Here is a 15,653-nt window from a genome sequence, read left to right as displayed (position 1 = left end):
GCATCCATCGGTGGGGATAGTCAGAAATCAGCACCGAGACAATGGCAAGGGAAAAGACAATGGCAAAACTGGCATTTTTAGGACTTGGCGTCATGGGGTATCCGATGGCGGGCCACCTGCAAGCCGCCGGGCATGAGGTCTGTGTTTACAATCGTACCTTTGCCAAGGCCGAAGCCTGGGTCGCTGAACACGACGGCAAAGCGGCAAAAACCCCACGTGAGGCGGTTGCTAATGCCGACTTTGTCATGTGTTGCGTGGGCAATGATGACGATTTGCGCTCGGTATGCCTTGGCGATAGCGGGGCCTTTGCCGGTATGAGAAACGGTGCAATCTTTGCCGACCACACCACCGTCTCGGCCAATGTCACACGTGAGCTTTACCAAGCGGCCCAATCCGCCGGGATCCATTTCGTAGACGCACCTATTTCCGGCGGCCAGGCCGGGGCCGAAAACGGTGTTTTGTCGATCATGTGTGGCGGCGATCAACCCGCTTATGACGCGGTGGAGCCTTTCATGGAGGTTTATTCCAAAATTTGTCGCCGCATCGGCGACAGTGGCGCAGGCCAGTTGACCAAAATGTGCAATCAAATCGCCATTGCCAGTCTGGTTCAGGGCCTCAGCGAATCCCTGCATTTTGCAGAAAAAGCAGGATTGGATGGCCGCGCCGTGGTTGAGGTGATCAGCCAAGGTGCCGCTGGCAGCTGGCAGATGAACAACCGGCACGAAACCATGCTGGATGATCATTTCGATTATGGCTTTGCCGTCGACTGGATGCGCAAGGATCTGGGGATTTGCATGGACGAGGCCGATCAGAACGGCGCGTCCCTGCCGGTCACGGCATTGGTTGATCAGTTCTACAAGGACGTGCAGAAAATGGGCGGTGGTCGCTGGGACACCTCAAGTCTGTTCAAACGGATGCGTAAACTGGACGCGCTTTAATCTGCCTGAACAGCCTGCTCCTTCGGGATGGGCTCAGCTTTGCGTCCCTCCCGTCCGATGGATCGGCACAAAATCAGCACCGGAATCAGGCCAAATCCTACCAGCACTAGCGATGGCACCGCCGCCTCGGTCAGTCGCTCGTCCGAGGCCAAACGGTGCGCCTGCACAGCCAAAGTTTGAAAGTTGAACGGATGCAGAATTAATGTTGCGGGCAATTCTTTCATCGTGTCCACAAACACGATCAAGAATGCCGTCAGCACGCTGCTGCGCACCACTGGCAAATGGATCCGCTGCAACAACCGCGGCCCAGACTGTCCCAAGGACCGGCCAATCGCATCATAATGCAGCGGAACCGTTGCCATGCCACTGTCATAAGAATTCAACGCCGCCGCCATGAACCGCGCCATATAGGCCACGACCATCAGCCAGATCGATCCGGTGATTAGCAGCCCGGTATTGATGCCAAAATATGTCTCCATCACATGGTCAATGGCATTGTCCAGCGCCGCCATCGGCATCAGCAGGCCGACGGCAATCACGCCCCCCGGCACGGCATAGCCAAGCCCCGCGCCGATCACCATCGCCTTGGTCTTACGTCCGGGTTTCACCCGCGCGGCAAACCCGATCAGGACTGCCCCGGTCACGGTGAGCACTGCCGCGACACCAGCCACCAGAACCGAGTTCTGCATCAAACTGACATATCGCGCTTGAAACAGGTTCTGCCCTGACCCCAGCGCCATCAATCCCAGCATGATCACCGGAATCACAAAGCCCAAAAGCACGGGCAACAGACAGATCAGCGTCGCTCCCCAACCAGCAAGTCCTTTAAGCTCTGGTTGTTCCATCGTCTCGAACCGCGCGCCCCGCCCTGCCGTTCGTGCCTTGCCACGTTGGGCCCGCTCCAGCCCGGCAATCAGCAAGGCAAAACTCAGCAAGCACAAAGACAGCTGCGCCGCCGCCGCCCGGTCCCCCAGCGAAAACCACGCCTGATAAATACCGGTGGCAAAAGTCTGCACATTGAAAAACGCAACCGTGCCAAAGTCCGCGATGGTTTCCATCACTGCCAGCAACGCGCCGCCGACAATCGCCGGACGCGCCATTGGCAAGGCCACGCGGTAAAACGCCCGGATCGGCGACCGCCCCAGGGTGCGCGCCACCAGAAATGCATTGGCGGACTGCTGTTTGAACGACGCCCGCGCCAGCAGATACACATAGGGATAAAGCACAATCGTCAGCATCGCCGCCGCGCCGCCCAAAGAGCGGATCTCCGGGAACCAGTAATCCCGTGGCCCCCACCCCATCAAATCCCGCAGGGTGCTTTGCACGATCCCCGGATGATCCAAAATGTTGGTATAGGCATAGGCCAGCACATAGGCCGGAAAAGCCAGTGGCAGGGCCAGCGCAATCTCCAGCAGTCGCACCCCGGGAAAACGATAGACCGTCACCAACCACGCGGTCACACTGCCAATCACCGCCGTGCTGCATCCAACGATCACCACCAAAATCAGTGTCGTGCGGGTATAGCGCGGCAACACTGTCGACAGCACATTCCGCCAGGTCTCCAGATCCCCGGCCAGCGCTGCCAAACCCGCAGCCAAAATCGGCGCCACACAGACGATCACAGCCACCCAGGCCAAGCGATACAGCAGACGTTCCGACATTGAGGCAAACCCGCCAATAATCCGAGGATTTTTATCCGGTATTGATTTCTCACCCGCAGGTCAACCATACGGAAGGCATGAGGCTATTTGTGCGGTGCAGAATAAATCAATCAAAAGGATGGTTGCCAACCACCATCGCACTGCAGAAATAATGCGGGCGAAGCGGTCCTAAAGGATAGATCAGGTTGGCGAAGGAAATACAGGCATCACAGGTGACACCGATGCCAGCAAAAAAGGAAACAAGGACTGGCTCAACGATGCAAAAATTTCAAAGTCACTTCAATTTACAGAATTTCGTCTCTACCCATATCTTTAACTACAGCCATTTCGACGTGGAGAGAAACAAGATCAACCGCGCCAGATTGAAGATGAACCGCCCCAAAGCCAACGTCTGTTCGAACCACTTCTTGACAGCCTGACATGCATGTCAGGCTGTCAATTTGAGACAAACTCGTATTGATCTTATCACTACCTACCTGAGAATCGACAACACATTCGCGTGGTCATCAGTCCAAATTAAACCGCCATCTCCAGGCAATGGCTCCCAACGAGAATCGCTCTCTAGCGAACCAAGTGCTTCAGCAGTGCGGCTCAAAGTGACGACGACTGAGCTTGAATCAGCTGGGTCAATTTCCGCATTCCCAGCATAACGCTGAATCCGGGCTTCCAGACCCAACGCGGCGGCACTACGGGCCAGAGGAATGTCAATGTCGTAGTGCCGGTTACTGATGTGGAAAACAAGTACGCCATCGGATTTCAGTCGATCCATGTAAAGTTGCACTGCTTCCATCGTTGTCAGGTGTATTGGCACGGCGTCCGAGCTATAGGCGTCAACTATCAGAATATCGTATTGTAACCCCTCCTGACCGGCAAGCACGATGCGCGCATCACCCAGATGCGTAGGCGCATCACCAGCACAGGCAGTCATAAAGCGAAAGAGGTGCGGCATTCGGGCGATTTCGTTGACCATGCGATCGATCTCGTAGAATTGCCAGCTTTGCCCTGGTTGTTGGTAACAGGCAAGCGACCCAACGCCCAAGCCAATGACACCCACGGATTGTGCAGCCTTCCCCCGATCCGATGTCAGAATTTGTGCCATCGGGCCGTTGGCATGATAGTAATACAGAGGTTCAGGCCGTTCAGTCGTATCATCACTGATACGCTGTGCTCCGTGGATTGTATTGCCGTTGCTGTAACGCCGCAGTTCACCAACTTCGCGAACTTGATGCAACCCAAAGAAACTACGATCACGCAAAAGGTTGTCATTTGGCGTCAGCATCAGACCCACTGCGAGCAACACCCCCGCAGAGGCGCAAAAGGCGAAACTATTTTGGCGTTGAAGGCTGAAAGCGACGACACACACGAGGAGCGCAAGAAAGAATGACAAATTCGCATGATCGGGAAAAATAGTAGCGAACAACATCAGAATTATGCTTGAGATCGCGCCAATGAGTAAGCCCTGTACGATACTGCGATGAAGCGTTTCATCCCGGTTTTTGAAATCCAACAACAACAACGAAGCTAAGATCAGTGTTACACCAGCCTCGTAAAGGCCGTTAAAGACAAGGGGGGCAATGATGGAGTTGAAAAGACCTCCAAATGCTCCTCCGATTGACATGGTGAGGTAGAAACCAGTTAGGAATTCACCGCTTGGCCGCGCTTCGTAAAGTTTACGATGGGCAAAAACAGCTACAATAAAAAAGCCGGAAAATAGTAACACTCCGCTGGTCCAACTAAATTGGCTATTTACGAAGCCAGTAAACGGTAACATCAATGCCAACAAAGCAAACCCATATACGATTTTGAAGGCTTTCCCGTTGAACAACGTCCGATTAGAAAACGTTAGCACAAAGCTAAGCAAGTATAGTGCCAATGGGATTACCCAAATCAGTGGCAAAGAGCCAACATCAAGGCTAAACTTTGACGTGACTGACAGCATCAACGAAGATGGAATAAAGGCCAGAAACGCCCAGTAAAGTCGATTTCGAAAAGTTGGTTTTGAGGATGATATGCTATTAACATTTGTTGCTGGAAGATCCCGACGGGCCATCAACCCGCTCAGAGTCAAGAAGCCACCTAGGGCGACAAACCCCACTGTCCAACCCCATCCGATATCGGTTGCGCCAAACAATGGCTCAGCTACTATTGGAAACCCAAGAAGCGCAATCAGGGAACCTAGGTTACTAGCCCCGTAGAGAAAATACGGATCGGATGCCGATGGACCACCACTGCGTCTATACCATGACTGAATAAGTGGAGCATTGGCCGAAAGTGCGAAAAAGGGCAGCCCCACGCCAGCGCCAAATAGTAACAACGCTTGCCAAGCGATGGCACCATTGGGGTCAAATTGCCATCCCGCAGGAACCGCTAACGGCAAAAAAAAGAGCGCCAGCGCCCAAATGCTTATGTGTATCAGAATTTGGGTCTTAACTGCCGTATACCGTGTGACGAGATGGGAATAGAGGTAACCCGCGATCAATATCGTCTGGAAGAATAGCATTGCTACAGTCCAGATCGCAGATGAGCCGCCGACCTGCGGCAGTACGATTTTAGTGAAGAGTGGCTGTACAAAAAAGAGCAGAGAAGCGCTTAAAAAAATTGTTACCGTATAAAACGCTGGGATTAAACCATTTACGTGCTCTGCACCTGCTAGTTCAGAATTTCGCACCGTAGTTCTCCTGTCCGCTCAAAAGGAATGTTGTGCATATGGAAACATTAGATTTTGTACAAATTGCGGCACGGAAATGTTTGATTGTTGGTTTGTCGTACCATCATCTTTTTGCCAAGTATCATCTTGAATGCGACGCTTTCAGACTGGAGCGCCTGACACTTTGATGATCGACGAGAATTTTGTTTCAAGGTTCCAAGATCCCCTACCGCTTGCCTGTTAGTATCCAAACCAGGCGGGCTTTCATCCTGCTAGAGAGTTTGGGGGCGCGCTAGCTGACCATAAATTGGTAGATCCGCAAGAAGCAAGGGTGAGCCATCCCTGTCCACTTTTCCACTGTCAGGAGCAAGCACAAGGGTGGACGTTTCTTACCCAGCTTCTCCCTAACGATGCACGCATACATTGCTCGTGAAGGAAAGTGCTCGCAACATTGCTCACCCGACAACTTGCGCGGATTTTCCCAAGGTTTGACCTGCGTCCTTAACCCGTGTTCGTCCTGCACAGGCTTTACGTAATTTCCCAAACTATTTCCCCCGACACGAAACAGAACTTTTTCCCGTTATCCCTGCGTCAACCAGAACCAAGTCTTTACATGGCAGCAGAATCACGACACCTTTGCAGTCATATGCGAACAATCCCGCACGTTTTGCGGGTACGAATTCGCTAATCAGGGAGACCCATAAAATGAAAACCATTCGTACTCTTGCGACTGCGACCGCTATGGCATTGGCTTTGGCCACAACCGCCCCGGCGCAGACACTGACATTTGCATATGACGCTGATCCAGTATCGCTGGACCCCCATGAACAACTTTCAGGTGGCACGCTGCAGCTGAGCCATATGATCTTTGACCCGCTGGTGCGCTGGAACAGCGAGCTGGGCTTTGACCCACGTCTGGCCGAAAGCTGGGAACGCGTTGATGACACCACCGTTCGCTTCAAAATCCGCGAAGGGGTAAAGTTCCATTCCGGCAATGACATGACCGCTGAAGACGTGGTGTATACCATTGACCGGATGAAAGAATCGCCTGATTTCAAAGGAATCTTTGCTGCTTGGGAAACCGCGACAGCGGTAGATGACTATACAGTCGAGGTTAAAACCGCCGGTCCAAACCCGCTGGTGCTGCACACGGCGACCTATGTCTTCCCGATGGACAAAAAATTCTACGAGGGTCAGGACGAGATCGTCAAACACGGTGACAGCTTTGCCTCAAGCAATGTTTCTGGCACTGGCCCGTTCACCATCACTGAGCGCGAGCAAGGTGTGAAGGTCGTCTTTGAACGCAACCCGAATTATTGGGATACTGACAGCCCCGGCAACGTACAAACCGCGATTCTGACGCCAATCAAAGAAGCGCCTACGCGAGTCGCCGCCCTCCTGTCAGGCGACGTTGACTTCATCGCACCTGTGCCCCCAACAGATCTGGAGCGCATCGACGCCGATGAAAACTCCAAACTGGTAACCATGAGCGGCACACGCATCATCACGCTGCAGCTCAACCAAAACCGTAACGAAGCCCTCGCGAACCCGAAAGTTCGCGAAGCAATCGTTTATGCGATCAACAATGAAGGCATCGTCAAAAAGATCATGAAGGGCTTTGGCACTGCGGCAGCTCAGCAATCACCTGAAGGCTATCTGGGTTACAACGCCGATCTGGCCCCACGCTATGACCTTGAAAAGGCGCAGGCTCTGATGGCTGAAGCGGGTTATGCAGATGGGTTTAATGCTACAATGATGTGCCCTAACAACCGCTACGTCAACGACTTCAAGATCTGTGAAGCCTCTGCCGCAATGCTGGCAAAAATTGGCATCAACATTGACCTGACCACTATGCCCAAGGCACAGTACTGGCCCAAATTCGATGAGCGCGCAGCTGACATCATGATGATCGGCTGGCACTCGGACACCGAGGACAGCGCCAACTTCAACGAGTTCCTGACCATGACACCGGATGAAGAAACAGGTCGTGGGCAGTACAACTCAGGAAACTACTCGAACGCCAAGGTGGACGAGCTGACGCTGGCCTCTTTGACTGAAACAGACGAAGCCAAGCGTGCTGAGATGCTGCAGGAAGTTGAAAAGATCCTGTATGATGAAGCGGCTTACGTTCCGCTGCATTGGCAGGACCTGGCCTGGGCGGCCGGTAGCAATGTTGAGATTGAGCCGGTCCTGAACGTGATGAACTTCCCCTATCTGGGTGATCTGGTCGTCAACGAATAATAACTTTCACAAGCGGGCCGCACTTCAGCGGCCCGCTCTATACTGCCAGGTCCAATGCATATCCTAGCCTTCCTTATCCGCCGTGCGATTCAGGCCGTGATCGTGATGTTTGTCATCTCGCTCATTGGTTTTTCCATTCAGGGCAATCTTGGTGATCCGTTACGCGAACTGGTCGGCCAATCTGTTTCCGAGGCAGAACGTCAACTCCTGCGCGACGAACTCGGGCTGAATGATCCGTTTTTCGCTCAGTATGCGCGCTTTATGGGGAATGCGCTGCAAGGCGATCTCGGCACATCCTATTTCTTCAAACGCCCTGCGCTCGATGTTATTTTGGGTAAATTCCCAGCGACGTTTGAACTGGTCTTGGGTGCCACGGTTATCTTCCTTGCCGTTTCAATCCCTGCAGGCATTTATTGCGCAATCAACCGCACCAGCTGGTTCGCGCGGATCATCATGACCGGATCGATTGTCGGTATTTCTGTCCCTGTATTCCTGACGGCGATCTTCCTACAATGGATCTTTGCGGTCGAACTGGGTTGGCTCCCCTCTTCGGGCCGGGGCGACACAATAACCCTCCCATGGGGGTGGGACACCGGATTGCTTACGATAGATGGCCTTGCCCATCTAATCCTGCCATCGATTGCGCTGTCTTCCATCATGCTTCCCCTCTTCATCCGCCTGATTCGGGCCGAGATGATGGAAACTATGGGCACTGACTATGTACGTTTTGCCCGCGCCAAGGGCCTGAGCACCCGACGCGTGCGTTATGTTCATGCGTTCCGCAACACGCTCCTGCCGGTAGTTACGGTCGGTGGCCTGATGATCGGGACATTGATTGCCTACACCATCCTGACTGAGACAGTATTTCAGTGGCCTGGCATGGGCTTCATGTTCCTTGAGGCCATCAATCGCGTCGATACCCCGTTGATCATCGCCTATATTATCATGGTCGGGCTGATCTTTGTGGTGGTGAATACCGTCGTTGATTTTGTCTACACGCTTATTAATCCGATGGTTAAACTTCCGGGGGCAAAATCATGATTACATGGCGCTCCCTCTTTAAGAAGTTCCTGTCGGATCCGGTGGCCCTGTGTTCTGGCATCGTCCTTCTGATTCTCGTTTTCATGGCGGCCCTTGCCCCCTTCATTGCGCCCCAAAACCCCTATGACCTGATGCAGATCGACATCATGGATAGCGAACTGCCCCCCAGCTGGCATGACGAGGGCGAAGCGCGGTTCCCTTTAGGCACTGATGAGCAAGGCCGCGGGATCCTGTCCACCATCATGTATGGCACCGGTATCTCGCTGCTCATCGGCATTGGCGCCGTGATCGTTCAAGCCATTCTGGGCGTCACCCTTGGCCTGATCGCCGGATACAAGGGCGGCTGGATCGACGCCTTCCTGATGCGTCTAGCCGATATCCAGATGTCGCTCTCAACCCTGATGATTGCCATTATCGTTTTGGCCATCTTCAGCGCCACCTTTGATGCCAATGTCTATGCTGACTATGCCATTTTCATGCTAATTTTGATCATCGGCATCGCCGAATGGCCCAAGTATGCCCGGACCGTGCGGTCCTCTGTGCTGGGCGAAAAGAACAAAGAATACGTCGATGCCGCCCGTGTCATCGGCCTGCCGGCTCGCAAGGTCATGTGGAAACACATCTTGCCTAACACACTGACTCCGGTTTTGGTGATCTCGACCATCCAAGTGGCCGAGGCGATTATGACCGAGGCAGCGCTGTCATTCCTCGGCCTTGGCATGCCCGTCGACAAACCGTCACTTGGTTCGTTAATCCGCTCGGGTTACGAGCTGATCTTCTCCGGCAGCTGGTGGATCACCTTCTATCCGGCCATGGTTCTGATTGCGCTCATCCTTGCGCTGAACCTGCTTGGTGACTGGATGCGCGATGTGCTCAATCCGAAACTGCGGCGGGGAGAAGACTGATGGCGATGCTTGAAGTGCGCGACCTACATGTCGCCTTCCCTCGCGGCAAACGTGACTGGATTGAAGCCCTGCGCGGCGTCAATCTGACCTTGGAAAAGGGCGAGCGCCTCGGAGTAGTCGGGGAATCCGGCGCTGGCAAATCCATGCTGGCCTTTGCGATCCTCAATCTGATTGCCGAACCCGGTCGCATCTCGCAAGGATCAATCAGTTTTGAAGGCACCAACCTGTTGGAGCTTAGTGACCGCCAAATCCGCGACATTCGCGGCAACCGCATTTCGATGATTTTTCAGGATCCGATGGTCACGCTGAACCCGGTTCTGACGATCGGTGTGCAAATGATCGAAACATTGCAGGCGCACCGCAAGATATCCAAGCGAGAGGCGCATAAACTTTGCGTCGATAAGCTCAAGATGGTCGCCATTCCCTCAGCTGAAACCCGAATGGATGCCTACCCTCACGAACTCTCCGGCGGATTGAGGCAACGGGTGGTGATTGCCATCGCTCTGCTGACGGACCCAGAACTGATCATCGCCGATGAGCCGACCACCGCGCTCGACGTGACCATTCAAGCAGAGATCATGGCCCTGATCCTCAAGCTCTGCCGCGAAAACGATGTCGCGCTGATCCTGATCACCCACGATCTGGGTGTCGTCGCCGAGGTGACCGAACGTCTGATGATCATGTACGCCGGTAAATGCGTTGAAACCGGAAAGACGCGTGAAATCATTGACGGCCCTTCCCATCCCTACACCGGCGGATTGCTCAAGGCGCTGCCGCAAAATGCTGGACGCGGCAGAAAACTGTATCAAATCCCCGGGTCCATGCCCCCCATCACGAATTTGCCCTCCGGCTGTGCTTATCATCCACGTTGTGAATTCGCGACCGACCGCTGCAAAGGCGGTGCGCCCGAGTTGGTCAACGGTGTCGCCTGCTACACGCCGCTGAAACAGGCGGAGGTTCAATCATGAGCAAACCGATTGTTGAGACCAAGGGCTTACAGGTCCATTTCCCCCTGCCAACACACTTTCTGAGCCGGGAAAAGCCAGTTCTGCACGCGCTGAACTCGGTTGATGTCTCGATCCAACCCGGTGAGAGCTTCTGCGTGGTGGGCGAATCCGGCTGTGGCAAGACCACGCTTGGCCGTGCCATCATCGGCCTTCAAACTCCGACATCAGGAGAGGTCTACTTCCAAGACCAACGTATCGACCAGATGGATGAGGCCACGCGTAAACCCATCCGGCGCGACATGCAGATGGTGTTTCAGAACCCCTATGCCTCACTGAACCCGCGTCGCAATGTCTTTGAAACACTGGCCGAGCCGATCCGCCACCTGATGCCGGAAAAATCCGAAGCGGAGGTGAAGGCGCAAGTCGATGCTGTTCTCAGCGCAACCGGCTGCGATCTCAGCTGGCAACGCCGCTTGCCGCACGAATTCTCTGGTGGTCAACGCCAGCGGATCGCCATTGCCCGTGCTCTGGTCACAAATCCCGCGTTTATCGTTGCGGACGAACCGATTTCCGCACTCGATGTTTCTATTCAGGCGCAGATCCTGAACCTACTGACGGATCTGCAAGCCGAACGTGGCCTGACCTACCTCTTCATCACCCACGATCTGTCGGTCGTTGAACATTTCGGCACCCGTGTGGCGGTGATGTATCTGGGCAGCGTGATGGAACTGGCGACAGCAGAGGACCTCTTTGCCAATCCCAAACACCCCTATACGCGGCTTTTGTTAGAGGCGATCCCCAAGCTGGAAGGTGGTTCTTTTGACAAACCACGCACGCCGGGCGAGTTGCCTGATCCGGTTAACCCGCCCCCCGGTTGCCCCTTTGCGCCGCGTTGTCCTATGGCGGATGCACAATGCCGATCAGAACGCCCTGCCCTACGTCAGTTGCCGCAAAGTGTGACACAAGTGGCCTGTCATCACGCGGAATAACCAACGCATGATACGGGCCTGAAACAAACGATACCCTGAATTACAAACCACGCAATCGGGCTGAAACACCGCGTCCCTAGGTTTCTTGCATCAAGAAATCGAGGCCCGCCATGTGCACCCCATCAAATACACGCTTTAACGCACCGGAAAGCCCTACAATCTTAGGCCCCATGCCAATCCGTATTGGATTGCTCTGCGCATGGATTGCGGTGATGTGCTACGCGGCAGCCAATTCCATTGCCAGCCGTCTGGTTTCGGTTGGTCAGGCCCATCCTTTGGCCGATGGCTCCAACGCCATCACCTTTGCCAACCTGTTTGTGCTCAGCTCGCTGATCTCTCTGGTACCGATGGTCTTTCTGTTTCGCAAAGATCTGACCCGTGCAAACCTGCGCAAACTCGCGGTAAAGGACTGGCAGCTGCTGACCATTTCCGCCTTTGTCTCATCCGCTCTGACGCCGGGTCTGTTCTTTTTTGCATTGGAACATTCCACCGTCACCAACATTGTGCTGATTGGTCGGATTGAGCCACCGCTCTTTTTGATGGCCACCTGCCTATTCCTGAAGGAACGCTTCGACAAGAAAGCTATGATCGCCGGGTTAATCGCCCTGCTGGGCGCCTCGGTCATGATCGGCTTTTGCGACACCACCACCCTTGGTCCTGGCGAACTGGCGGCTTTCGCGGCGACCCTGACCTTCATGGGCTCCACTCTGATGGCACGCAAGGTGCTGAAAACCGTACCGATGGGCATCTTTGCCACTGTACGTACAGTTCTGGGTCTTGGCTTCTATGTCCTCCTTGTCTGCACGCTGCAAGGCCCAGAGCAGTTTCGTGGTCTGCTGTCGCCGGTGTTGTTGAAACAAGTCTGGATCTACGCCTTGGTTGTCTTCGTCATCGGTCAGATTTCATGGAACCTAGCTCTGAAACACGCCAAGCCCGGTGAGATCTCTCTGGCAACCTCCTTCTCGCCTCTGGCAGGGATCGTCTTTGCCATGACGTTGTTGGGCGAACATCCCGGTGCGGGCTTGCTACCCGGTGCGGTGCTGATCTTGCTGGCGATCTACGTTGGTCAGAGCAAACGCCCGATCCCGCGCAAGCTGAAGGTACTTTGGGCCAACCGCCCAACCTATAGCCACAGCGACATCGCACAGGTTCTTGTACCTGTTGCCGCCTTTCCCGGGCTGTCTGCCAAAGGTTACAAGGGACAATACTAAGGCCATCACAACGAATAAGCACCCCGTTTCAGGCGGGGTGTTTTACAGGAACATTGAGCGTATCAATCTGGATCGTAAATATACCCGATACCACGCACGGTCTTGATGATCTGCGGCTTTTGCGGGTTGGCCTCAATCTTGCGACGCAGCCTCGAAATGCGTATATCGATGCTGCGATCAAATGGATCCCAGGAGCGATCATGCGCCTGCTCTAGAATCTGGTCGCGGTTCAAGACCCGACCTCTGTTGCGGGCGAAAAGGGCCAGCAGGTTAAACTCCATCGCCGTCAGCGCCACCTCCTGCCCCTCGGCATCGCGCAGCTTCGCCGCCGTCAGGTCCAGTGTGAACGTTCCAAACGGCGCGCGCTCGGGCGCATCCGTCATCATGACCTCTGATGCTGGCTCTGATTGACGGCGCAAGACCGCCTTTATCCGTGCCTCCAACTCGCGCAGATCAACCGGCTTCGCCAGATAATCGTCTGCGCCCATTTCAAGTCCGACGATTTTGTCGATCACCTCACCGGCTGCGGTCAACATGACCACCGGCACCTGATTGTCACTGCGCAGCCCTCGCAAGGTGGTCAGACCATCCTCGCCCGGCATATTGATATCCAGCAAAATCAGATCAATCTGATGTGTCTCTATGGCACTGCGTAATTCGTCGCTGTTGGCGGCGGCGACAATCTCGAAGCCACGTTTCGACAGATACTCCTGCAACATCTCGCGTACATCAGGCTCATCATCACAGACCAAAAGTGTAGCCGTACTCGTCATTTCGATCCCTTTGCAATCAACTCGCTGACAAATGCGCGCAGCTCTTTGGGCGACACAGGTTTCTCGATGCAGGGCCGCTGCGCTTCGCCTAAAAATGTCTGCGATGATCGGCCCATCGTATCCCCCGTCACAAATCCAGTTTTATTAACCATATCAGGAAATTCGCGTTTTATGGTCTCAAAAAATATCCGGCCGTCTACCTCGGGCATATTCAGGTCGCTTAAGATCAGACCATAGTCGTGCTCACGTAACGTTTCGAGCGCCAACCCCGCCTCGTTGAACACGTCTACCTCATAGCCTGCACGCGTCAGAATTTCCGCATTCAATTCGGCCACATCTTCCTCGTCATCAACAATCAACACACGAATGTGCGATGCCGCATTGCCAGCCCCGTCCGGAGAGTCCACTTTGCTCTGCGCCTCTTTGACCGGCAGAAAAATCGTAAAAACGGTTCCCCCGTCCGGACTTGCATCCAGCGAAATCTGTCCATTGTGAGCCGCGACGATCCGGTGACACAGGGCCAGCCCGATCCCGGTGCCTTGCCCCACATCCTTGGTAGTAAAAAACGGCTCGAACACACGACTTCGAAGATCCTTGGCAATACCAGGCCCGTCATCTTCAACACGTATCTCAATGGTTTTAGCATCTTCAGCGCGCGCGGTGGCAACCGTGATCTGCCCACCAAGGCCACTCTCGCGAATGGCTTGTTCTGCATTCAGGATCAGGTTGATCACCACCTGCGTGATCTGATCCGGATCGGCACAGATCTCGGGCAGCGCTGACGTCAGGTGGCATTGCATATCCAATCCTTCACCCGCCTCTCCATAACTGGCCACATCCATAGCCGTTTGGACAATATCATTGATGTCCACGCGCTGCATTTTGACCGGCTGCTGCCGCGCCATGGTCAGAAATGTCTTTACGATTTTCGCGCAACGCTCGGCAGCGGTGCTGATCTTTTCCACCTGCCGCAATATCTCGGGGTCCGGACAATCTTCGCGCAGCATCAGTGAATGCCCAACCACCACGGACAGCGGATTGTTCAACTCATGCGCCACTCCGGCCAGCAGTTCCCCCATCGCCGACATCTTGTCGTTCTGATACAACTGGTCCTGTTGCTGCGACAACTCGGCCTCAATCCGCAGCTGTTCGGTCAGATCCCGAGTGTGGGACACGATCACTTCTTGGCCGTTGTATTCGATTAAGCGTGCTGAAACCGCGCCCCAGAAGGCCTCCCCGTTGGCATTGAAATACTGCGCCTTGAACTCTTGAATGAACCCTTCTTTGCGTAGCTTTCTAAGATAGTTCTCGCGCGAATTCGGATCAACATAGAACCGTTTGGCGCTATCCACCCGTCCAAACAAGGCAATGGTTTCCGGGCTACTAAACAATACTTCACCCGTGTGAGCATTCGTCATCTGAATGGGGGCGGGACAAGCCTCCAACACCTGCCGGATCATGTCCTCACGTTCCTGCTGGGCGCTAAGATCCATGATTGCGGTCACCACATAAGTGTCGTCCTCAAACTCGATCAACCGTCCCCACGAGGCTGTTGGTCGGGGCGCACCGCTCGCATCTTTCAAGGCGACCCGGTAATCATCAACTTGACCATCTGCTACCAATGCAGCGACATAGTCCCGCCGATCCTTTTGGTTCAGATAATGTTCCGTTGCACTCTCCGTATGACCAAACAAACGAAATGCTTCTGGTGAACGGTATCGGATCTTCCCATCGCCTTGCCGCGCCATGACAACAGCCACAGGGCTTGCTTCAAGCACTGTGGCAAGCAATGTTTCACGTTCACGCATCGCCACTTCGGCCTTCCGGCGTTCAGTGACATCTGTATTCGCGACCACAAAACCGTTGTTCTTGGTGGCACTGAATTGTACCTGATAGATACGACCGTTCGTCAGTTCAATCTCGAGTGTCTCACCGACCGGCACGCCATTTTGCAAGCGCCCTTCGATCCACGCCTCGGTCTGCCCCAAGGCTTTGCGGTATTGGCCGCGTTCGGCTCCTGCCCTCAACAGGTCCTCCCACGCAGCGCCTCGATCAATCAGATCGCCAATCAAAGGAAACATATCAACATATCGCTGATTGCAGGTCACCAGCCGATAGTCTGCATCATACACCGCGATCCCTTCCGAGAGCGCTTCCAAAGCGTCCCAGACCAGGTCAGCAGCAGCTGGGTTACGAATAAAGGGTTCGTGGTGAGGTTCCGACGTCATGTTCAACACCTATCGCGCGAATGTTTCAAACCGTTTTCAGCATGGCGTCGTTTTGTTTCAATTGTAACAGTG

Annotated in this window: 11 protein-coding genes; 7 read left to right on the top strand and 4 right to left on the bottom strand. The window is 54.3% G+C overall.

What is annotated here, in order from left to right; translation table 11 throughout:
- The first annotated feature begins 41 nt into the window (after window positions 1–41).
- Window positions 42–938, top strand: a complete 897-nt coding sequence (locus tag ROA7450_RS01305; protein WP_085803811.1) for an NAD(P)-dependent oxidoreductase — start codon at window positions 42–44, stop codon at window positions 936–938.
- Here the strand turns inward: ROA7450_RS01305 and ROA7450_RS01300 are convergent.
- Together ROA7450_RS01300 and ROA7450_RS01290 are read right to left on the bottom strand one after the other, a co-directional pair.
- A complete protein-coding gene (locus ROA7450_RS01300) occupies window positions 935–2,599 on the bottom strand; it encodes an ABC transporter permease (RefSeq protein WP_085803810.1) in 1,665 nt (554 codons plus the stop codon). The two genes, ROA7450_RS01305 and ROA7450_RS01300, sit on opposite strands and share 4 nt — an antisense overlap.
- A gap of 472 nt (window positions 2,600–3,071) precedes the next feature.
- Complete coding sequence (locus tag ROA7450_RS01290; RefSeq protein WP_085803808.1) at window positions 3,072–5,267, bottom strand: fused MFS/spermidine synthase; 2,196 nt, start codon at window positions 5,265–5,267, stop codon at window positions 3,072–3,074.
- Window positions 5,268–5,951: 684 nt separating this feature from the next.
- On the opposite strand from ROA7450_RS01290, the gene ROA7450_RS01285 reads away from it, so the two are divergent.
- The 6 genes from ROA7450_RS01285 to ROA7450_RS01260 all read left to right on the top strand — a co-directional run bounded on the left by ROA7450_RS01285 (window position 5,952) and on the right by ROA7450_RS01260 (window position 12,580).
- Window positions 5,952–7,487 carry an ABC transporter substrate-binding protein gene (locus tag ROA7450_RS01285; protein WP_085803807.1) on the top strand — a complete coding sequence of 512 codons (1,536 nt, stop codon included), beginning with the start codon at window positions 5,952–5,954 and terminating at the stop codon, window positions 7,485–7,487.
- Between the two features lie 54 nt (window positions 7,488–7,541).
- Entirely contained in the window at window positions 7,542–8,528 is a 987-nt protein-coding gene (locus ROA7450_RS01280; RefSeq protein ID WP_085803806.1) for an ABC transporter permease, read from the top strand.
- Window positions 8,525–9,433 (top strand): ABC transporter permease, encoded by a 909-nt coding sequence (locus tag ROA7450_RS01275; protein WP_085803805.1) that lies wholly within the window; start codon window positions 8,525–8,527, stop codon window positions 9,431–9,433. Before ROA7450_RS01280 ends, ROA7450_RS01275 begins: the two co-directional genes overlap by 4 nt.
- On the top strand, window positions 9,433–10,401 hold the full coding sequence (locus tag ROA7450_RS01270; RefSeq protein WP_085803804.1) for an ABC transporter ATP-binding protein: 969 nt from the start codon (window positions 9,433–9,435) through the stop codon (window positions 10,399–10,401). Before ROA7450_RS01275 ends, ROA7450_RS01270 begins: the two co-directional genes overlap by 1 nt.
- Window positions 10,398–11,369, top strand: coding sequence for an ABC transporter ATP-binding protein (locus tag ROA7450_RS01265; protein ID WP_085803803.1), 972 nt, complete (start codon window positions 10,398–10,400; stop codon window positions 11,367–11,369). The genes ROA7450_RS01270 and ROA7450_RS01265 overlap by 4 nt, the downstream gene beginning before the upstream one ends.
- A gap of 170 nt (window positions 11,370–11,539) precedes the next feature.
- A complete protein-coding gene (locus ROA7450_RS01260) occupies window positions 11,540–12,580 on the top strand; it encodes a DMT family transporter (protein WP_159453975.1) in 1,041 nt (346 codons plus the stop codon).
- A gap of 62 nt (window positions 12,581–12,642) precedes the next feature.
- Here ROA7450_RS01260 and ROA7450_RS01255 read toward each other — a convergent pair whose 3' ends face one another.
- Together ROA7450_RS01255 and ROA7450_RS01250 are read right to left on the bottom strand one after the other, a co-directional pair.
- Window positions 12,643–13,353 (bottom strand): response regulator, encoded by a 711-nt coding sequence (locus tag ROA7450_RS01255; RefSeq protein WP_085803801.1) that lies wholly within the window; start codon window positions 13,351–13,353, stop codon window positions 12,643–12,645.
- Window positions 13,350–15,581: an ATP-binding protein gene (locus tag ROA7450_RS01250; protein ID WP_085803800.1), complete on the bottom strand. Its 2,232-nt coding sequence runs from the start codon at window positions 15,579–15,581 to the stop codon at window positions 13,350–13,352. Before ROA7450_RS01250 ends, ROA7450_RS01255 begins: the two co-directional genes overlap by 4 nt.
- Between the last annotated feature and the right edge of the window lie 72 nt (window positions 15,582–15,653).

The sequence above is a fragment of the Roseovarius albus genome, assembly GCF_900172335.1.
GTDB classification, from domain to species: Bacteria; Pseudomonadota; Alphaproteobacteria; order Rhodobacterales; family Rhodobacteraceae; genus Roseovarius; species Roseovarius albus.
Note: the sequence above shows the minus strand (reverse complement) of the source record. Positions and strands in the feature narration are given on the sequence as shown.

What these genes read in the sequence shown, in the direction of transcription:
- ROA7450_RS01305 (WP_085803811.1), top strand. Translation starts at nt 42, where the DNA reads ATGGCAAGGGAAAAGACAATGGCAAAACTGGCATTTTTAGGACTTGGC.
- ROA7450_RS01300 (WP_085803810.1), bottom strand. Translation starts at nt 2,599, where the DNA reads ATGTCGGAACGTCTGCTGTATCGCTTGGCCTGGGTGGCTGTGATCGTC.
- ROA7450_RS01285 (WP_085803807.1), top strand. Translation starts at nt 5,952, where the DNA reads ATGAAAACCATTCGTACTCTTGCGACTGCGACCGCTATGGCATTGGCT.
- ROA7450_RS01280 (WP_085803806.1), top strand. Translation starts at nt 7,542, where the DNA reads ATGCATATCCTAGCCTTCCTTATCCGCCGTGCGATTCAGGCCGTGATC.
- ROA7450_RS01275 (WP_085803805.1), top strand. Translation starts at nt 8,525, where the DNA reads ATGATTACATGGCGCTCCCTCTTTAAGAAGTTCCTGTCGGATCCGGTG.
- ROA7450_RS01270 (WP_085803804.1), top strand. Translation starts at nt 9,433, where the DNA reads ATGGCGATGCTTGAAGTGCGCGACCTACATGTCGCCTTCCCTCGCGGC.
- ROA7450_RS01265 (WP_085803803.1), top strand. Translation starts at nt 10,398, where the DNA reads ATGAGCAAACCGATTGTTGAGACCAAGGGCTTACAGGTCCATTTCCCC.
- ROA7450_RS01260 (WP_159453975.1), top strand. Translation starts at nt 11,540, where the DNA reads ATGCCAATCCGTATTGGATTGCTCTGCGCATGGATTGCGGTGATGTGC.
- ROA7450_RS01255 (WP_085803801.1), bottom strand. Translation starts at nt 13,353, where the DNA reads ATGACGAGTACGGCTACACTTTTGGTCTGTGATGATGAGCCTGATGTA.
- ROA7450_RS01250 (WP_085803800.1), bottom strand. Translation starts at nt 15,581, where the DNA reads ATGACGTCGGAACCTCACCACGAACCCTTTATTCGTAACCCAGCTGCT.